At 65.8% G+C, this 18,820-nt stretch carries 14 protein-coding genes; 10 read left to right on the top strand and 4 right to left on the bottom strand.

Annotation, left to right across the window (positions count from 1 at the left end; translation table 11 throughout):
• Nucleotides 1–506: 506 nt before the first annotated feature.
• Nucleotides 507–1,217, bottom strand: a complete 711-nt coding sequence (locus tag G4L39_RS14010) for an SGNH/GDSL hydrolase family protein (RefSeq protein WP_165109147.1) — start codon at nucleotides 1,215–1,217, stop codon at nucleotides 507–509.
• 215 nt (nucleotides 1,218–1,432) lie between these two features.
• Here G4L39_RS14010 and G4L39_RS14005 point away from each other — a divergent pair, with 215 nt between their 5' ends.
• The 10 genes from G4L39_RS14005 to G4L39_RS13960 all read left to right on the top strand — a co-directional run bounded on the left by G4L39_RS14005 (nucleotide 1,433) and on the right by G4L39_RS13960 (nucleotide 15,527).
• Entirely contained in the window at nucleotides 1,433–3,100 is a 1,668-nt protein-coding gene (locus tag G4L39_RS14005; RefSeq protein WP_165109145.1) for a peptidylprolyl isomerase, read from the top strand.
• Nucleotides 3,101–3,231: 131 nt separating this feature from the next.
• On the top strand, nucleotides 3,232–4,773 hold the full coding sequence (guaA, locus tag G4L39_RS14000; RefSeq protein WP_165109157.1) for a glutamine-hydrolyzing GMP synthase: 1,542 nt from the start codon (nucleotides 3,232–3,234) through the stop codon (nucleotides 4,771–4,773).
• A 234-nt stretch (nucleotides 4,774–5,007) separates the two neighbouring features.
• Nucleotides 5,008–6,879: a DUF4914 family protein gene (locus tag G4L39_RS13995; protein WP_165109143.1), complete on the top strand. Its 1,872-nt coding sequence runs from the start codon at nucleotides 5,008–5,010 to the stop codon at nucleotides 6,877–6,879.
• A gap of 97 nt (nucleotides 6,880–6,976) precedes the next feature.
• Complete coding sequence (locus G4L39_RS13990; protein WP_165109141.1) at nucleotides 6,977–8,176, top strand: 5-(carboxyamino)imidazole ribonucleotide synthase; 1,200 nt, start codon at nucleotides 6,977–6,979, stop codon at nucleotides 8,174–8,176.
• 2 nt (nucleotides 8,177–8,178) lie between these two features.
• Entirely contained in the window at nucleotides 8,179–9,876 is a 1,698-nt protein-coding gene (ilvD, locus tag G4L39_RS13985; RefSeq protein ID WP_165109139.1) for a dihydroxy-acid dehydratase, read from the top strand.
• 10 nt (nucleotides 9,877–9,886) lie between these two features.
• Nucleotides 9,887–10,396, top strand: a complete 510-nt coding sequence (purE, locus tag G4L39_RS13980) for a 5-(carboxyamino)imidazole ribonucleotide mutase (RefSeq protein WP_165109137.1) — start codon at nucleotides 9,887–9,889, stop codon at nucleotides 10,394–10,396.
• On the top strand, nucleotides 10,396–11,382 hold the full coding sequence (locus G4L39_RS13975) for a sodium-dependent bicarbonate transport family permease (protein ID WP_165109135.1): 987 nt from the start codon (nucleotides 10,396–10,398) through the stop codon (nucleotides 11,380–11,382). The genes purE and G4L39_RS13975 overlap by 1 nt, the downstream gene beginning before the upstream one ends.
• A complete protein-coding gene (locus G4L39_RS13970; RefSeq protein ID WP_165109133.1) occupies nucleotides 11,379–11,696 on the top strand; it encodes a P-II family nitrogen regulator in 318 nt (105 codons plus the stop codon). The genes G4L39_RS13975 and G4L39_RS13970 overlap by 4 nt, the downstream gene beginning before the upstream one ends.
• A 242-nt stretch (nucleotides 11,697–11,938) precedes the next feature.
• Entirely contained in the window at nucleotides 11,939–13,234 is a 1,296-nt protein-coding gene (locus tag G4L39_RS13965; protein ID WP_165109131.1) for a glycosyl hydrolase family 28-related protein, read from the top strand.
• A gap of 52 nt (nucleotides 13,235–13,286) precedes the next feature.
• Nucleotides 13,287–15,527, top strand: a complete 2,241-nt coding sequence (locus G4L39_RS13960) for a right-handed parallel beta-helix repeat-containing protein (protein ID WP_165109129.1) — start codon at nucleotides 13,287–13,289, stop codon at nucleotides 15,525–15,527.
• 64 nt (nucleotides 15,528–15,591) lie between these two features.
• Here G4L39_RS13960 and G4L39_RS13955 read toward each other — a convergent pair whose 3' ends face one another.
• The 3 genes from G4L39_RS13955 to G4L39_RS13945 form a co-directional block, all read right to left on the bottom strand.
• A complete protein-coding gene (locus G4L39_RS13955; protein ID WP_165109127.1) occupies nucleotides 15,592–16,503 on the bottom strand; it encodes an ROK family protein in 912 nt (303 codons plus the stop codon).
• 697 nt (nucleotides 16,504–17,200) lie between these two features.
• Nucleotides 17,201–17,893 (bottom strand): polyphosphate polymerase domain-containing protein, encoded by a 693-nt coding sequence (locus G4L39_RS13950; RefSeq protein ID WP_165109125.1) that lies wholly within the window; start codon nucleotides 17,891–17,893, stop codon nucleotides 17,201–17,203.
• 18 nt (nucleotides 17,894–17,911) lie between these two features.
• Entirely contained in the window at nucleotides 17,912–18,607 is a 696-nt protein-coding gene (locus G4L39_RS13945; protein ID WP_165109123.1) for a DUF4956 domain-containing protein, read from the bottom strand.
• Nucleotides 18,608–18,820: the final 213 nt, after the last annotated feature.

The following is an 18,820-nucleotide window of genomic DNA, read 5'->3' as shown; positions in this document are numbered from 1 at the left end:
GTGGCAAGCGCGCTGGTGGCGGGCTGGGGCGGCGGAAGCGGCGGTGCCCTCCGGCTAAACTGGAGCCACGGCACGAACCCCGCGCACGCGCCGACCGCCCCTGGCGGCCAGGGCGGAGCATGCCCGCATCTTGGAAAAAACCACTCTGGCACGGCCCTGCGGCCCTTCCGGCGCCCGGACGACCCCTCCCCGATGGGCCCCGGAGCCCTCCCGGGTCTCGTTTAGAGACTCCTCCGATTCGAAAACACCCTTTGGCACCCCGCCCCAACGGCTGGCTAAGGATTCAGGCGGAATACCGTGCAGCCCGGTGCGCGTTTCTGAAGCATTGCCGGGTGGCGCATGTGGACGATCGGGTGGCATCGGTTGCGGTACTGCGGCTGGCGGAATCAAAGATCCGGTTCGGCCGTGGACTTTACCGATCCGGGCCGCCGTTTCAGCGGGTGGACTCATGGGCTCAGGGGGTCCGGGGAGAATTTGGTGGCGGACAGCGGCGGGGGCGGCGGCTGTCAGGGGTGGTTCAACGCCTGACGGATGATTTCGGCCCACAGGGCGTAACCGGTGGGGTTGAGATGGAGCCGGTCCGGCCCGAAAAGTTCGGGGCGGGGTCGGCCGTGGGCATCGAGCATGGGGGTGGCGACGTCAATGTAACAGAGGCGCGGATCGGAATCGGCCAGGGCACGGACCTTCTGGTTGGCCTGCTGGGCCATGGGCCAGAAGGACTCGCGGGCGGGGCTGGGCTTGATGGAGACGAAATAGACGCGGGCGTGGGGAAGGCGGCGGTGGACCTCACGGAGGAAGGCCCGGAACTCGGCATAGAACTGGTCCGGCGATTTGCCGGCGGCGATGTCGTTATCGCCTTCGTAGACGACGATTTCGCGCGGTGCATAGGGCCACACCAGGCGGTCGGCCAGGGCCAGCAGGTCATGCATTTGAGAGCCGCCGAACCCCCGGTTGAGGGTGCAGCGGTCCGGGAAGGCCTCTGACAGGTTGTGCCAGAGGCGGAAACTGGAGCTGCCGACGAACAGGGTACAGCCGGGCCGGGGTGGGTGTGCGGCGTCTTCTGCGGCGAACCTCTGAAGGTCTTCGGCCCAGCGGGTTTCGGCCGCGTGGCGTTGGGCGGGCGTGACTGTTGGGGTGTGACAGGCCGTCCAGGACAGGAGAGAGGCGGCGAGGATTGCGGCGGTGGGTGTCCGGCGAGTGGCGGTTTGCATTGTCATGCGGTCATGACAATGGTGAGGCCGGGTCGGGGTCAACGGGAATGCAGTGGATTTCGTCGGGGTGGGGGCGCGGGGCGGATGGGGCAAGGCCGGTCGGGTTTGTGGAACATGGCGCGACCGGGGGTCGTGTTGGTTGGGCGGTGGAAGGGATTTCGGTTGACCCGGGGTTGGGCGGGCGATAGCGTGCGGCTCCTAATTGCAGGACGTGCGGGGTTATGTTTGGCACGATTCGGAAGCATCAGACCTGGCTGTGGGTCATCATCATCGCGGTGACGGTGGTGGCCTTCGTGATTTACTTCAACCCGACGACCCGGTATGGGGGTGGACCGCCGCCCCGGACGGAGTTTGGTCGGATCCGGGGTGAACGGATCACGCGGGACAAGCTGATGGCGGCGCAGAAGGAGGCGATGCTGCATTATCTGATTCGGACCGGGCACTGGCCGGATGAGGCGGGGCGGGACAGCGGATTCGATGTGGAGAGGGAGGCGTATGCGCGGTTGTTTTTGTTGCAGGTGGCGCGGGATTGGAAGTTGGAGGTGAGTCCGGCGGTGAGTGCGGCGCTGGCGCGGGAGATTCTGCGGGCGTTTGCCGGGGAGAACCAACCGGTGTCGGTGGAGGCGTTTGTGCGGCAGGTGCTGGCGCCGCGGCAGTTTACGCTGGAGGATTTTGAGCGGTTCATCCGGCACGAGGCGGCCCTGCAGGAGCTGGTGATGCTGGTGAGTCTGCCCGGGCAGATGCTCACGCCGGCGGAGGCGCGGGCGATGTACGAGCGGGAACATCAGGAGGTCTCCGTGCAGGTGGTGAACTTTCTGGCGATGAATTACCTGCCGCAGGTGACGGTGAGCACGCAGGCGGTGGCGCAGTTTTACACGAACCAGATGGCCCGGTACCGGATTCCGGAGCGGGTCCAGGTGAATTACGTGGAGTTTCCGGTATCCAATTATCTTGCGGCTGCCGAGGCGGAGTTGGTGAAGACCAACCTGGATGGGATTGTACAGGCGAACCTGGACCGCCTGGGAACGAACTACGTGCAGTTCGGCGCCACGGTGGAGGAGGCACGGCAGAAGATCCGGCAGGAACTGATCCGGCGTCAGGCGGTGCTGCTGGCGCGGCGTGCGGCGAACGAGTTTGCAACGGTGTTGTTCGATCGGGAGCCGGTCCGGCCGGAGAATTTGAAGGTGGTGGCGGCGGAGCGGGGTCTGGAGGTGAAGACGCTGGGACCGTTCACGCTGGAGGAGGGGCCGCGCGGGTTCGACGGCGGACCGGATTTTGCCCCGGTGGCGTTTCGGTTGTCGGAGGACAATCCGTTCAGTGCGCCGGTGGTGGGGCCTGAGGCGGTGTATGTGTTGGGCTTTGAGAGGCGGTTACCGAGCGAGGTGCCGCCCCTGGAGAGCATTTTTGCGCAGGTGATGACGGATTACCGGTATGAACAGGCGGTGGAACTGGCGCGGCAGGCGGCGGCGCGGTTTCGGTCGGAGCTGACGAACGCCCTGGCGCAGGGCCGGAGCTTTGCCGAGGTTTGCACGGCGTCGAATCTGCATCCGGTGTTGTTGCCGCCGTTTTCGTGGGCGACGCGTTCGTTGCCGCAGGTGGAGCAGGACCTGCCGCTGGCGCAGTTCAAGCAGGTGGCGTTTGGGACGCCGGTGGGCGGGGTCAGCCCGGTGGTGCCGACGCGGGACGGAGCGATGTTGGTGTACGTGCAGGATCGGTTGCCGCTGGATCAGGCCCGAATGGAGAAGGAGCTGCCGCAGTTTACCGCCTATTTGCGGCGTCTGCGGATGAACGACCTGTTCAATGAGTGGTTCCGCCGGGAGGGCGAGGCGGCGTTGCGGGAGACGCCGTTGGCGCGGCGGGCTCTGCCCCAGATGGAAGCTGCGGAATGAGGGCGGGTTCGACGGCGGGTGCAAGGCGTGGGACGGGCGGGTCGGCCGGGCGGTCAGGTTCGGACCGGGCGACCGCCGCGGGGGCTGTGGCTTCGGAGGCGGGGGCGGTCGGGCAGGCCGGCGGGGCGGCCATGCAGGACCGGATCCTCATTCTGGATTTCGGATCGCAATACACCCAGGTGATCGCGCGGCGGGTGCGGGAATGCGAGGTGTATTCGCAGATTGTGCGGTTTGACACGCCCGCGGCGCGGTTGGCGGAGTTGCGGCCGCGGGGGCTGATTTTGTCGGGGGGGCCGGCCAGTGTTTACGATCCTGGTGCGCCCCTGCCGGACCCGGGGATTTTCGAGCTGGGGATTCCGATTCTGGGGATCTGCTACGGGCTACAGGTGATGGCGCATTGTCTTGGGGGGCGGGTCGAGCCGGGTCAGCGCCGGGAGTACGGCAAGGGCATGCTGGAGGTGCGGCGGCGGGAGTGTCCGTTGTTTCGGGGGCTGCCGAAGCGGCTGCAGGTGTGGAACTCGCACGGGGACCGGTTGACGCGGCTGCCGCGGGGTTTCGTGGTGGTGGCCACGACGGACAACTCGCCGTATGCGGCGGTGGAACATCCCGGTCGGCAGTTTTACGGACTGCAGTTTCATCCGGAGGTGGTGCACACGCCGCGGGGGCGGGAGATCTTGTCGAATTTTGTGCATCGGATTTGCGGCTGTGGGCGGGCCTGGACCATGCGCAATTATCTGGAACAGGCGATTTGCGAAATTCGGGAGCGGGTGGGGTCGGAGCGGGTGCTGCTGGGGTTGAGCGGGGGTGTGGATTCGAGTGTGGCGGCGGCGTTGTTGCACCGGGCGGTGGGGGACCAGTTGACGTGCATTTTTGTGAACAACGGTCTGTTACGGGCACGGGAGGCCGAACGGGTTCAGGAGGTTTTTGGCCGGCATTTCCGGATGCGGCTGCAGTATGAGGATGCCTCGGCATTGTTTCTGCGGCGGCTGCGGGGGGTGACCGATCCGGAACGGAAGCGCAAGATCATCGGACGCACGTTCATCGAGGTGTTTGAGGCGGCCACACGCAAGGCGGGTCCGGCCCGGTTTCTGGCGCAGGGCACGTTGTACCCGGACGTGATTGAATCGGTGCCGATTGGCGGCAATCCGGCGGCGTTGATCAAGAGCCATCACAATGTGGGCGGGTTGCCGAAGCGGATGCGGTTTGAGCTGATCGAGCCGCTGCGGTGTTTGTTCAAGGACGAGGTGCGGCGGCTGGGGGAGGCTCTTGGATTGCCGCGGGAGATCCTGTGGCGGCATCCGTTTCCCGGACCGGGTCTGGCGGTGCGGTGTCTGGGCGAAGTGACGGCGGAGAAGCTGGAGGTGTTGCGGCAGGCGGATGCGATCGTGCTGGAGGAGATGAAGCGCAGCGGTTGGTATGAGAAGGTGTGGCAGGCGTTTGCGGTGTTGTTGCCGGTGCGGAGTGTGGGCGTGCAGGGGGACGAGCGCACATACGAATGGACGGCGGCGGTGCGGGTGGTGGAGTCGCAGGATGGGATGACGGCCGACTGGGTGAAGTTGCCGTACGATTTGCTGGAACGGATTTCGACGCGGATTACGAATGAGGTCCGCGGGATCAACCGGGTGGTGTTTGACATTACGAGCAAGCCGCCCGGGACGATCGAGTGGGAGTGATCCGGGCCGGGGAGAGAGGTGGGCCCGCGCCCGCCTTGACACGGGACCGAACGTGGCCCTAGAGTTGGGGCCGGTCCCGGCCCGGCAGGGTGTCGGCGAGGTGTGGTGACTTCCCGATGTGTGTTGCGGGCAACCTGCCCTTCGAGCCCGGTTGAGGTACGGGTGTGCACCGCCGGGCCCGGCATGGAGGGCCGGACCCGGTTGGCGATGGGACCTGGTTTTGGAGGAGAGCTGATGCGAGGGTATGAGATCTATCATCCGCCCGCCGAGGCGGCGGAGATTCTGAGTGCCTGTCCCCGCCTGATCATTGCGGGGAGCACGGAGGAGTTGATTGAGCTGGCCGTGGGTGGGCCGGGGTCGGATTGGTTCGAGGTGGCGTATGACGTGCCGGGCCGGGGCCGGGTGGTGGAGGCGACGGTGGCCCGGGTGCGCAACGGTGTGGTGGCGAATTATCCGGAGCCGTACATGCGCCGGCGGGACCCGGACTGCATGGTGATCGGGGACGATACGCCCACGGACAAGCCGACGTTTTTGCAGCGGTTTGGCAGGCCCTTTGAACCGGTCCGACAGGAGACGTTCGAGTGGTTGAAGCGTCAGGAGCTGGCGATGTTCGGCTTTCATGCCGGCGGACCGGAGACGGGTTTGGATGCGATCGTGATTGCGCCGGCCAATGCCGGATTCTTTGCGCTGGGCCTGGCCCTGTTGCAGGGGATCCTGCGGAAGGAGGAGGTGCCACCGGGGTTTCATCCGCGGGCGGTGATTTACGTGGCACCACCGTTCCGGCACACGCATTTCAACGGAAAACAGGTGGTGGTGCACAACCGGCGGGACGGGTTGCACGAGCTGTTTTCGTACAATCTGTATCCCGGGCCCAGCGCGAAGAAGGGCGTGTACGGCGTGTTGCTGGGGTTGGGCGAACGCGAGGGCTGGGTGACCAACCATTGTTCCACGGTGCAGGTGATCACCCCGTACGACAACGTGGTGACCATCATGCACGAGGGGGCCAGCGGCGGCGGCAAGAGCGAGATGCTCGAGCACATCCATCGGGAGCCGGACGGCCGGTTGCTGTTGGGGGAGAACATTGTCACCGGGGAACGCCGGTACCTGCAGATCCCGCGGGCGTGCGAGCTGCGACCGGTCACGGACGACATGGCGCTGTGTCATCCCTCGGTGCAGTCGGGCGAGGGGAAGCTCACGCTGATGGATGCCGAGAGCGCCTGGTTTGTGCGGGTGAACCACATCGAGCATTACGGCACGGACGTGCATTTGGAGAAGCTTTGTGCGGAGCCGCCCGTGCCGCTGTTGTTCCTGAACATTGACGCGGTGCCGCGGAGCCGCGCGCTGATCTGGGAGCACATTGAGGACGCGCCGGGGGTGCGCTGCCCGAACCCGCGCGTGATTCTGCCGCGCAGGATTTACCCGGGCGTGGTGGACGGTCCGGTGACCGTGGACATCCGGAGTTTCGGCGTACGCACGCCGCCGTGTACGCGGGAGCGACCGACCTACGGGATCATCGGCCTGTTTCACATTTTGCCGCCGGCACTGGCGTGGTTGTGGCGGTTGGTTTCGCCCCGGGGCCATGCCAACCCGAGCATTGTGGAGACGGAGGGCATGTCGAGCGAGGGGGTGGGATCGTACTGGCCGTTTGCGACGGGCCGGAAGGTCGACCAGGCCAATCTGTTGCTGCGCCAGTTTCTGGACAGCCCGAAGACGCGGCACATTCTGGTGCCCAACCAGTACATCGGGGCCTGGAAGGTGGGCTTCATGCCGCAGTGGATTGCCCGGGAGTACCTGGCACGGCGCGGTTCGGCCCGGTTCCGGCCGGATCAGTTGCGGCAGGCGCGATGCAGTTTGCTGGGGTACGTGCTGCATCAGTTGCAGGTGGAGGGCGTGTTGATTGCGCGCTGGTTCCTGCAGGTGGAGACCCAGCCGGAGGTGGGTGAGGAGGCCTACGACCGTGGCGCGGCCATCCTGCGTGCGTTTTTCGAGAAGTGTTTGCGGGAGTTTCAGACGCCCGACCTTGACCCGCTGGGCCGGGAGATCATTGCCTGTTGTTTGGACGGCGGCACCGTCAGCGACTTTGAGAAACTGATGCCGGCGGCCTGAGACGGCGCGGCAGGGTTGCGCTGCGGATTTGTGTCGGGGCTTACCGGCGCAAGGGTGGGAGGGGCACGCAATGACGGGAGTGGCTGCAACCTCAACCATGGAAGAAGAGGAGTGCCGGGAGAGCCGGGACAGCACGACTCCAAGCCTGGTGATTCTCGGTGGCGGTCAGTTGGCCCGGATGCTGGCCATGGCAGCCATCCCGATGGGTTGCCGGGTTTCCTGCGTGGAGAGGGAGGCGGATTGTCCGGCCGGCTGGCTGGCTCCGGTTGCTGTGGTGCCTTCCTGGGAGGATGCCGGGGCCGTGGTGCGGGCGTTGGAGGGCTGCGGGAGCGCGGTGGTCACGCTGGAAAACGAATTTATTCCGGACGGCACGCTGGCCGCTTTGGAGGAGCGCGGTTGGAGGGTGTGGCCCGGGTCGGCGACGATGCGTCAGATTCGGGACAAGTTGCTGCAGAAGTCCGTCCTGGCGGGGGCGGGTCTGCCCGTGCCGGCCTTTGCCGAGGTTCAGGCTCCGGAGGAGATCGCCGGCCGGGCGGAGGCTTGGGGTTGGCCGGTGGTGTTGAAGGCCCGGTGTCATGGGTACGATGGCAAGGGGAATGCAACGGTGCGGGGGCCCGGGGAGGTGGAATCTGCCTGGCGCCGGTTGGGGGGTGCGGAGGGCCGCAGTCTGTATTTGGAGGCTTTTTGTCCGTTTGAGCGTGAACTGGCGGTGCAGGTGACCCGGGCGGCGGATGGTCGGTGTGTCGTGTACCCGGTGGTGGAGACGATTCAACGGGATCACATTTGTCACGAGGTGCTGGCTCCGGCGGAGTTGCCGGTTGCGGTGTCGCAACGGGCGGCGGAGCTGGCGCAGGAGGCGGTTCGCTGTGTGGGCGGGGTGGGGACCTTTGGTGTGGAGCTGTTTCTGGGCCGCGGCGGGCAGCTCTGGATCAACGAGCTGGCGCCGCGCGTGCACAACTCGGGTCATTACACGATCGAGGCCTGCGAATGCTCGCAGTTTGAGAATCATGTTCGGGCAGTGCTGGGGTGGCCTCTAGGGTCGACGGCGATGCGAGTGCCGGCGGCGGTGATGGTGAACCTGCTGGGGCGGCGTACGGGCAGTGGCCGGGTGACAGGTGTGGAAAAGGCGCTGGCCATCCCCGGGGTCCACGTGCACCTTTACGGCAAATCACGCTGTGCACCCGGGCGAAAGATGGGGCATGTGACGGCGCTGGGTCCGACGGTGGCGGAGGCGCGGGCCCGGGCGGTTGAGGCGGCCCGGTGCATTGAGTTTGGCGAGATGTCCGAGGTGATTTGACCATGGCGGAGTTGCCACGACCCTGGTCGGCGCGGGTGTTGGACGGGGCGGATCGTGCGCCCAGCCGCGCCATGCTTTATCCCGTGGGTTTTCGGCCGGAGGACTTCGGCCGACCGGTGATCGGTATTGCGTCCACGTGGGGCATGGTGACGCCCTGCAACATGCATCTGGATCAGCTGGCGCGGGCGGCGGAGGCGGGAGTGAACGAGGCCGGCGGCAAGGGAGTGATCTTCAACACCATCACGATCTCGGACGGGATCTCCATGGGCACCGAGGGCATGAAATATTCGCTGGTGTCCCGGGAGGTGATTGCGGATTCGATCGAGACGGTGGTGGCCTGCCAGGGGATGGACGGTTTGGTGGCATTGGGCGGGTGCGACAAGAACATGCCCGGCTGCCTGATCGCGATGGCGCGGTTGAACCGTCCGGCGGTGTTTGTGTACGGGGGGACCATCCTGCCCGGATGCCTGCCGGGCACGGATCGGAAGCTGGACATCGTTTCGGTGTTTGAGGCGGTGGGCGCGTATGCGCGGGGGCGGATCACGGAGGCGGAGTTTCAGGCCATTGAGCGTTGTGCCATCCCGGGCCCGGGCTCGTGCGGGGGCATGTACACGGCCAATACGATGGCCAGCGCGATCGAGGCGCTGGGGATGAGCCTGCCGAACAGTTCGGCCCAGAATGCGGTGTCGCCGGCCAAAGGGGAGGATGCGCGCCGTGCCGGGCAGGCTGTGGTGAATCTGTTGCGGCTCGGCTTGAAGCCACGCGACATCATGACGCGGGAGGCTTTTGAGAACGCGATTACGGTGGTGATTGCTCTGGGCGGTTCGACCAATGCCGTGCTGCATCTGCTGGCCATGGCCCACGCGGCAGGGGTGGAGTTGTCGCTGGATGACTTTGACCGGATCGGCCGGCGGGTGCCGGTGCTGGCGGATTTGAAGCCGAGCGGGCGGTTTTGGATGAGTGACCTGGTGGCCATCGGAGGGATACGGCCGCTAATGAGGCGACTGTGGCAGGCGGGCCTGCTGCACGGCGAATGTCGCACGGTGACCGGTCGAACATTGGCCGAGGACCTGGCGGACGTGCCGGATTATCCGCCGGGGCAGGAGATCATCCGGCCGCTGGACCGGCCGATCAAACCGGAGAGTCACCTGGTGATCCTGCGGGGGAACCTGGCTCCCGAAGGTGCGGTGGCCAAAATCACTGGCAAGGAGGGTTTGAGGTTTGAGGGCCGCGCACGGGTGTTTGACTCCGAGGAACAGGCCATGGAGGCGATTCTGGGGGGCCGCATTCAGAAAGGGGATGTGGTGGTGATTCGGTATGAGGGGCCGCGGGGTGGACCGGGCATGCGGGAGATGCTGGGGCCAACCTCGGCCATCATGGGGCAGGGGCTGGGCGGGGATGTGGCGTTGATCACCGACGGTCGGTTTTCCGGAGGTACCCATGGTTTCGTGGTGGGGCACATCAGTCCGGAGGCCTACCTGGGTGGGCCCCTGGCCCTGGTGCGGGACGGGGATCCCATCCGGATTGACGCGGTGGAACGGACGTTGACGCTGGAGGTGAGCGAGGTCGAACTGGCTGTACGGCGTGCGCAGTGGCGCCGGCCGCCGCCCCGGTATCGGACGGGTGTGCTGGCCAAGTACGCCCAACTGGTGAGCTCGGCTTCGCTGGGGGCGGTGACGGATTTGCAGTTGAACCCTTGAGGGAATCATCATGGCGACGTCCACGAAGGCCGGACCCCTGGTGGGGGTGATCATGGGGAGTGATTCCGACTGGCCGACGCTTCGAGCGGCGGCGGAGGTGTTGGAGGAGTTTGGGGTACCCTACGAGGCGCGGGTGGTTTCGGCGCATCGCACGCCGCTGGACATGGCCCGGTACGGTCGCAGGGCGGAGGCGCGCGGATTGCGGGTGATCATCGCGGGTGCGGGCGGGGCGGCGCATCTGCCCGGCATGGTGGCCAGTCACACGGTGTTGCCGGTGATCGGGGTGCCGGTGATGACCCAGGCGCTGCACGGTTTGGACTCGTTGCTTTCGATTGTGCAGATGCCGGCGGGTGTACCGGTGGCCACGGTGGCCATCGGGAATGCCCGGAACGCGGGATTACTCGCCGTGCAGATTCTGGCGGTGGAAGACGACCGGCTGCGGGCGCGTCTGCACGATTACCGGGCGCGGCTGGCTCGTGAGTCGCGGGCCAAGAACCGGTCCCTGGGCGCGGAGAAGTGATGGAGTTCTGGGAGAGTGTCCGATTGAACCTGGGTTCGCCGCCCATCCTGTTTTTTGCGCTGGGCGTTTTGTCGGTGTTGATGCGGGCGGATTTGCGGCTTCCCGAGCCGATCTATGTGGGGTTGAGCACGTACTTGTTGATGGCCATCGGGTTCAAGGGCGGCGTGGCACTGGCGGAGGCGGGGCTGGCCCGGGTGTGGCTGCCGGGGCTGGGGGCGGTGGTACTGGGGGCGGTGATTCCGTTGTGGTGTTATGCGTTGCTGCGGTGGGGATTGAAGTTTTCCGCGGTGGACGCGGCGGCGATCGGGGCTCATTACGGGTCGGTCAGCGCGGTGACGTTTGTGACGGCCCTTCAGTACCTCCGGGGTTTGGGGGCATCGTACGAGCCGTATGCCAGTGCGTTTCTGGCGGTGATGGAATCACCGGCGATTGTGGTGGGGGTGGTTTTGGGGCGGTGGTCTGTGCGTCGTGGCGGCCTGACGTGGCGGGAGTGGCGTCAACTGGCGCACGAGGCCCTGCTGGGACGGAGTGTCTTCCTGTTGATGGGCTCGTTGTTGGTGGGCATGCTTTCCGGCAAGCGCGGGTTGGAGATGACGGAGGGTTTCCTGGTGACGCCCTTTCAGGGGGTGCTGGCGTTGTTTTTGTTCGAGATGGGCATGGTGGCGGCACGGCGATTGGGCGATCTGCGGCGGGTGGGACCGGCCCTGGTCCTTTTTGCGCTGGGGATGCCGTTGGTGCATGCCCTGATCGGCTTCTGGGTGGGGTACGGAACGGGCCTGAGCGCGGGGGGTGCATATCTGATGGCGGTGCTGGCGGCCAGCGCGTCCTACATCGCCGCGCCGGCGGCGATGCGATTGGCCCTGCCGGAGGCAAATCCGACGCTGTATCTGACGGCTTCGTTGGCGGTGACGTTTCCGTTCAACGTGACCCTGGGCTTGCCGCTGTATGCCCAGATGGTCCGGTGGTTTCTCGGACACTTCCCATGAACGGCCATTCCATGACGCTGGTGACGGTGGTGTGCGAGGCGCTGGCGCGGCAACCGTTGCTGGAGCTGCTGCATGCGATGGGTATTCAGGGTTACACGCTGTTTCCTGTGGAGGGCGCGGGGGCCAAGGGAGATCGCCCGGCGGATATCGAGGAGTTCGGAAACATTCAGGTGGAGGTCATCCTGCCGGCCGAGGCGGCGGCAACGCTGATGGAGCGATTATCGGCCGAGTTTTTACCCCGGTTTGCGGCGATTGTGTATGGGACCGAGGTTCGGGTCCTGCGGCCGGAAAAGTTTCGGCCACGTGAGCCATAATCCTGTCGGGGAGGGAGGTGAACCGGCGAGGGTGTGTGGGGCGGGACGTTGCTGGAGTCGGGCAGCACAGCGGGGCCGGCACGGAATCACGCCGCGGGTGCGATGCGGCGTCGGGGCTGACCCGGAGGACCCTCACCACGGAGGGGTAAGGATACGGACGGTGGCCGCGCGCGATGGTCGGGAAGGTTGCTGTGCGGACACGATTGCCCTGGCACGGGGTGGCCGGGTAAGCTGGGTCCGGAATGCGAACCAGTTGGAAACCTCTCCCGGGAGTTGTGGCCGTGCTGTGGTCTGCCATCGTCGGTTTGGCCGGTGCGGCGGTGCAGGATCGGTGGAATGTGTTGGAATTTGGCGCGGTGCCGGACGGGCGGACCGACTGCACGGCGGCTTTTCAGCGCGCGCTGGATGAAGCGGGTCGGCAGGGGGGCGGCGTGGTGTACGCGCCCCGCGGTCAGTATCGTTTCGAGGGTTCCTTGCAGGTGCCCCCGGGCGTGACGTTGCGGGGCGTGTGGGAGTCGGTGCCGGCGCACAACGGGATTCGGGATCGGGGTTTGCCAAAGCCGACCGACGACGGTACGACCTTTCTGGTCACGGGCGGGGCCGGCTCGGAGGACGGGGCACCCTTCATCACGCTGAATCACAACAGCACGCTCAAAGGTGTGGTCATTTATTACCCGGACCAGGATCCGGAGACGGAGCCGAAGCCTTATCCGTGGGCCATTGCGATGCGGGGAAAGAATCCCGCGGTGTTGGCGGTGGAGCTGCTCAATCCCTATCAGGGGATTGATGCTTCGCAGAATGAGCGGCATTTGATTCGCGATGTGCACGGGCAGCCGCTGCGGCGCGGGATCCTGGTGGATGCGATTTACGATGTGGGTCGCATTGAGAATGTGCATTTCAACCCGTGGTGGAGTCTGCGCCCGCGGGTTCGCCGGTGGCAGCAGGAGAATGGCGAGGCCTTCATTTTCGGGCGGAGTGACTGGCAGTATGTCTTCAACACCTTCTGCTTCGGGTACAATGTGGGATACAAATTCGTGGCCACCCGGGCGGGGGTGTGCAACGGGAACTTTTTGGGGATCGGCGCGGACGACTGTTACACGGCTGTGGTGGTGGAGCAGAGCGCGCCCTATGGACTGCTGATCAGCAACGGCGAGTTCGTTTCGTTTCACGGACCGGATCCGACGATGGTGCGGGTGGAATCCCGGCACACGGGTGCGGTCCGGTTTGTGAACTGCGCGTTTTGGGGACCGTGCAATCAGATTGCCAGGGTGGCCGGCCAGGGAACGGTCGGGTTCAGTGACTGCACGTTCGTGCAGTGGGACCGCAACAACGAGGGTCGGTATGCATTGCAGATCGATGGCGGTCATGTGCTGGTGCGGGGTTGCGAGTTTCAAGCCGATAAACCGCAAGTCCGGGTCGGCGATGCCGTGCGGCGGGCGGTGATCCAGGGCAACCTGATGCGGGGCAGGCTGGCGATCGAGGCGCCTTCCCGGCCCGGGATTGTTGTGCGCGACAACGCGGCCGCGGACGCTCCGTGAATGCAACCTTGCAAACGTCGGGCGGGCCCGGCCGGAGCAGGATGGATGGCTTATGAAATGGTGGGATTCGATGACGCGGTCCGGTGGCGGCGGTCGACACAAGATGGGGGGATGGCGCCATGGAGGACGCGGGTGCAGACCCGTGCAGGCGGGCGTCCTGTCGGCATGTTTGTGGGGTCCGGTTTTGTGGGTTGGCCTGTCCGGCGGCATTCCGTGGGTGCGGGGTGCGGCGGGGGACGGTGTGCCCGCCGGACCGGTGTTTTACGTGGCGGTTGGGGGCAACGACGGATGGTCGGGCAGGGCCCCCGAACTCCGCCCCGGCACCACGGACGGCCCGTTTGCGACCCTGCCGCGTGCGCTGTCAGCCGTGCGCGAGGCGCGGCGTACCGGTGCGCTGGCATCGAACACGCCGGCGCGAATTGTCCTGCGGGGCGGCACATATTTTCTGGCGGAGCCCGTGGTGCTGACCCCGGAGGATTCCCATTTGGAGATCGCCGCGTTCGGTACGGAACGACCCGTGCTGAGCGCCGGGCGACCGGTGTCGGGCTGGCAGGTCATGGTGCGGGGTGGTGAGGTTTGGTGGGAGACACAGTTGCCCGAGGTGCGCGGTGCGGCCGGGCCGTATCGGCAACTTTGGGTGAACGGCCGACGTGCAGTGCGGGCCCGGCATCCGGATCGGGGTTACTTGCCGGTGGCAGGTGTGCCGGATCCAACACCCCGCTGGCATGATGGCCAGCGCAGGTTCCAATGCCGGGCGGGGGACGTGCCGGCAGGACCCACCCTGACCAACGCCGAGGCGGTGGTAATGAATCGCTGGACCGATTCGCATCTGCCGATCGTGGGCTGGGACGGCGCCACGCGCATCCTGAGTTTCGGGAAGCGTTCCGTTTATCAGTTGGAGCCGGGCGACCTCTACTACCTGGAGGGTGCCCGCGAGTTTTGGGATGCGCCGGGGGAATGGTGGCTGGAGTTGGACACCGGCCGGTTGTTCTACCGGCCGCGTGCGGGTGAGGATCCGGTGCGCGCTTCGGCGGTGGTGGCGAATGGCCCCGTGGTCTTGCGCGTGGAAGGGCAGCCGGAGCGGAATGCGTACGTCGAGAACGTCCGTTTCACGGGCCTGACCTTTTCGCACACCGAGTGGTGGTTCCCCGCGGATGCCGAGACGGCGCGGCGGCTGGCCATGTCGTGGCCGGCACCGGCGCATGAGGTGGGCGGATTCGGTCAGGCTGCCGTGGGTGTGCCGGCGGCGGTGCAGGCGGTGGGGCTGCACGGGAGCCGGTTTGAACGATGCCGGTTTGTCCATCTGGGCACGTACGGTCTGGAGCTCGGGCGGGGATGCGTGTCCAACCGCGTTTTGCAGTGCGAGTTTGCGGATTTGGGCGCCGGCGGCATCAAGATTGGCGAGACGATCATTCGGACGGACTGGCGGGACGTTGCCCGGGCCAACGAGGTGGCAGACTGCCATTTGCATGACGGCGGTCGGATTTTTCACAGTGCCGTGGCGGTGTGGATCGGCCAGTCGCCGGACAACAGGCTCGTCCACAATCACATTCACGACTTTTATTACACGGGCATCTCGGTGGGATGGACCTGGGGTTACGATCCGCGGGCCCTGGCGACGAACCAGTGGGTGGCGTGGAATCATGTTCACCATATCGGGGTGCAATCGGATGGCGACGGCCCGATTTTGAGTGACATGGGCGGCATCTATACCCTGGGCCGGCAGGTCGGCACCCGGATCGTCAACAACCTGTGGCATGACATCGCGGGCGTCCGTTACGGGGGCTGGGGCATCTATTTCGACGAGGGGACACAGGGCGCGCTTGCCGAGAGCAACCTGGTGTACCGGACAACGCACGGTGGCTTTCACCAACACTACGGCGCCACCAACGTGGTGCGAAACAACATCTTCGCCTTTGGGCGGGATCACCAGCTGCAGCGCACGCGCGACGAAGACCACATCAGCTTCATCTTCACCAACAACCTTGTGGTCTTCGATCAGGGGACGGTCCTGGGCGGCAGCTGGCGAAACGACCGCTTCGTCATGGACGGAAATCTCTATTGGGACCTGCGTCCCGGCGCGCGTTGGGACGAACCGCGGTTTGGCGGGGTTTCCTGGGAGCAATGGAGGGCCCGGGGCCATGACCGGCACAGCCTCATTGGCGATCCGTTGTTTGTGGCACCGCGGGCGGGGGACTTTCGGCTGCGGAGTGGATCGCCGGCCCGGCTGATTGGCTTTCAACCGCTGGTCCTGGATGGCGTGGGGCCGCGCAGAAGCCCGCCGACCGATTGACGGGACCGGGGAGTCGTTGGCCGCGCACCGACCCGTACGGGCAGGCGGGCTGGTACCCCTGCTCTCAAGCCCAACGGGCCAGTTCAATGGCACCAATCGGGACCGCGTCGCGGCCCAGGGCCGAAAGCACGACTTTGGGACCGGGTTGGAAGGCTTCCATCAAATGGTTGGGTAGATGTCGGGCCACGGCTGCTCGCAAAGGTTCGCCCACCTGGGCCAGGCCGCCGCCCAGAACAATGACCTCCGGATGCAACAAATGGACCACATGGGATAGACCGAAGGCGAGGTCCTGCGCCCAGGAATCCAGCAATTGTTCGGCGAGCGGATCGCCCTCGGCCAGGGCCGGCGCCAAGTGCCGGGCCTCGTGGCCGGGGTCTTGTTGCACGCGCCTGGCCAGCGGGCCACCGGGGACCTCGGTCACGGCTTGTCGGATGCGTTCGTTCATGGCCCAGCCGGAGCAGCGCGACTCCACGGTTGTGCCCTGGCGATCCAGCCGCAGATGCCCCACCTCGGTTTCGCCCGGCGGCTGACCGTGATAAATCCGACCGCCCACGACAAGCCCCCCACCCACGCCACTGCCCAGCGTGATGTAAAAAACCGGGTCATGCGCACGGCCGGCGCCGTGCCAGGCCTCGCCCAGTGCCGCCGCGTTGGCGTCGTTGTCCACAACGACGGGCACGTGAACCATGCGATGCAACCAGTCGCGGAGTGGAAAGTCGGCCCAGCCGGCGATCTGATGGGATCGCGCCACGGTGCCGGTTTTCCAATGCACCGGTCCGCCGAAGCCGACGCCCACGGCCTGAACCTCCCTGCCCCGAATGAGTCGGGGCAACTCTGCGGCAATCCATTCCCGAATCCCGTCCGCCCCGCGGACCGGATCCACGCGGGTTTCGGATCGGTCCAGAATGTGAAAGGGCGTCTCTGCCACGAGGATTTGAAGCTTCGTTCCACCGATTTCGATGCCCACAAACGCCATGAACCGGAGGGTAGGCCTGCAACGGCGCCATGGCAATGGAAGGCAGTGGGGCGGATTGAGGTTGTGGGTCAGCGTGCTGCGAAGCCGGCCGAGTTGGACGCACGATCCCCTGAGCCGGCGGGGGCGGACCAAGTGGCCAGGCGGGAGCTACCAGGTGCAAGCCTGCGAAATGGCTACGGGCAGGTGCACCTGGGGCGGGAGTACCGGGCAAGTGGCGGGTCGGTGGCGGGACGCATGCTGCTTCGGGAGGGACGGCGTCCTCCCTGTCCGGCAAAAATAGAGGGCTCAGAGGACCGTGTCCCTTCTTGAAGAATCCACAAAGGGTCGCGGTGGATCGGGCCCCTCCCGGGGACGTCATTTCCCCGACACAGTTCCGTGTCTGTCCTCTGTGAATTTCTGTGTTTCCGGGGTGTGGTACGCTGGGGTTTCTGTGGTGGATGCTGCGGGCCCCGGTGGGCTGAGCCGCACCGCGGGTTGTTCGCCGGTTGGGGTTGAGGACCGGGGCTTGGGGTTGGCGGGGTACTGTTTTTCAAGAGGTGGAGGCCGCGGCGGGTGCTTGGAGTGCCGAGGGGCTGAACAGATTACGGCTCGTGAGAGGTAACGTTGCTGGTTGAGCGGTCGGGATCAAAGTGGATGGGTAAGTCCGGGGCGGTGTGGAGGCCGCGTGACAAAGTGCAAGGCGGGAGGGCGCCGCGGGTTAATCGGCGCCGAAGAGAAGGAGGGACGTGCCGAGGACGTACTTGGAACAGCGGGTGATGCGAAACGGGAAGGCGCGGGTGATGCGGTCGGCGTCGGCGGCGGCATCGGGTGCAAACTTGAGTTCGAGGACGACGGGGACGGGTGAGGGGATGAGGCGCGCGTGCCCCTGAGGCCGGAGGACTGTATCGAAGGCGAGGTCGGTGTCGAGGGTGAGTCGGAAGCGTCCGTCCCGGCTGAGGAAGTAGCGCCGGAGATAGCGGGTCAGGATGACCGGTTGGCGCTGGTGGAGCGGCGCGCGGATCCGGTCCGGCAGGGATGCGGAGCGGTCGATGGAGCGGATGGGTTCGGCCCAGCCGTTGCCATTGAGATGGAAGGGCGGCAGGGGATGGGATTGTTTCCAGCCCACGTGGCCGGTTTTGTATTTTCGTTCGAGGATGGGGCCGGGGACGTGTCCCTGCAGGGGGCCGTACCACCGGATGCGGGTTTTGGATCTGGATGGAAGTCCGGCCACGTGGTCGTGGAAATCGGCGAGGTCCGGGGTGTCGAGGTAGATGCTGTTGACGAAACGCGGCGCGTAGACTTCGCGGAATCCGGCCGGATGTTGCCGCAGGAGGGCCAGCAGGTGCTCGAGCGGCATGGTGGGCGGGAGGAACTTGCGTTCGTAACGGACGGATTCGGCTTTGGGTTCCATGGCATTGGCGTTGGCGGGTTAAATGGCCAGGGTGCGGTCGTCCATGCAGGTGACACTTGCGTCCGGCGCGAGGGTGCGGAGCTTCCGGATGAATTGCTCGAGCGCGTTCGGGTCGGGGAAGCTGGCGTGGAAGGCGGCTTCGAGTCGCTCCGGGCCATGGTCATACCGTTTGAGTACGGCGCTGGCGCCGGATTCGGCAAGCAGTTGCACCAGTTGTTGGAGGGTCGGGCCGGCGGGGGCGGGTGCGCCAATCGTGAGGTACAGGTTACCCTGGGCGGGCGGCCGACGGGTCAGGCCGCGGATGACGATGAGGCCGAGGATGATCAGGAGGGCGACAATGGTGATTAGAGCCTGGCCGGCTCCGAGTCCCAGGCCGACCCCGATGGCCAGGAAGAGGTAGGCCAATTCCTCGGGTTCCTTGATGGCTGTGCGGAAGCGGACAATGGAAAGGGCACCGACCAGCCCGAGCGAGAGTGCCAGGGAGGATTTGACGATGCTGATGACCAGGGTGGTGGTGACGACCAGCAACAGGAAGTTCCGGGCGAAGAGTCGGCGATTGGACAGGGAGTAGCCGAAACGTACGTACACGAGCCCCATCAAGACGGCCAGGGCGGCTGCAAGGGCGAGGCTCAGCACGAGCTCCGGAAGGGCAGCGACCATTTCGGGGGTTCCGAGGAGGTTGCGGAATGATTCTTCGAAACGTGCGGTATTCATGGTGTGATCCAGGTTTGGCAGGATGGTTCAGGTTTCCGTTGCAGTTCCAACCTGCGAGCATGGCCTCGCAGACCGGAGCGAAATCCGAAAGGGGCCCACTGACTGCCGGGGCCGGGAGGGCTGCCGGCGTGCGGTGTCGGGTTTACGGGCGCTGTGTTGGGGCGATGATGAGAATGGAAGTGGCTCATGGCGGCGCGAGATGGGCGGCGGACT

The organism is Limisphaera ngatamarikiensis, from assembly GCF_011044775.1.
In the GTDB taxonomy this organism is placed as follows: Bacteria; Verrucomicrobiota; Verrucomicrobiia; order Limisphaerales; family Limisphaeraceae; genus Limisphaera; species Limisphaera ngatamarikiensis.
This window is presented reverse-complemented; position numbering and strand designations above follow the sequence as displayed.

Coding starts and splice junctions, on each gene's coding strand:
- G4L39_RS13955 (WP_165109127.1), bottom strand. CDS start 16,503: ATGGCGTTTGTGGGCATCGAAATCGGTGGAACGAAGCTTCAAATCCTC.
- purE (WP_165109137.1), top strand. CDS start 9,887: ATGGCGACGTCCACGAAGGCCGGACCCCTGGTGGGGGTGATCATGGGG.
- G4L39_RS14005 (WP_165109145.1), top strand. CDS start 1,433: ATGTTTGGCACGATTCGGAAGCATCAGACCTGGCTGTGGGTCATCATC.
- G4L39_RS13990 (WP_165109141.1), top strand. CDS start 6,977: ATGGAAGAAGAGGAGTGCCGGGAGAGCCGGGACAGCACGACTCCAAGC.
- G4L39_RS13960 (WP_165109129.1), top strand. CDS start 13,287: ATGAAATGGTGGGATTCGATGACGCGGTCCGGTGGCGGCGGTCGACAC.
- G4L39_RS13995 (WP_165109143.1), top strand. CDS start 5,008: ATGCGAGGGTATGAGATCTATCATCCGCCCGCCGAGGCGGCGGAGATT.
- G4L39_RS13975 (WP_165109135.1), top strand. CDS start 10,396: ATGGAGTTCTGGGAGAGTGTCCGATTGAACCTGGGTTCGCCGCCCATC.
- G4L39_RS14010 (WP_165109147.1), bottom strand. CDS start 1,217: ATGACAATGCAAACCGCCACTCGCCGGACACCCACCGCCGCAATCCTC.
- G4L39_RS13970 (WP_165109133.1), top strand. CDS start 11,379: ATGAACGGCCATTCCATGACGCTGGTGACGGTGGTGTGCGAGGCGCTG.
- G4L39_RS13945 (WP_165109123.1), bottom strand. CDS start 18,607: ATGAATACCGCACGTTTCGAAGAATCATTCCGCAACCTCCTCGGAACC.
- ilvD (WP_165109139.1), top strand. CDS start 8,179: ATGGCGGAGTTGCCACGACCCTGGTCGGCGCGGGTGTTGGACGGGGCG.
- guaA (WP_165109157.1), top strand. CDS start 3,232: ATGCAGGACCGGATCCTCATTCTGGATTTCGGATCGCAATACACCCAG.
- G4L39_RS13950 (WP_165109125.1), bottom strand. CDS start 17,893: ATGGAACCCAAAGCCGAATCCGTCCGTTACGAACGCAAGTTCCTCCCG.
- G4L39_RS13965 (WP_165109131.1), top strand. CDS start 11,939: ATGCGAACCAGTTGGAAACCTCTCCCGGGAGTTGTGGCCGTGCTGTGG.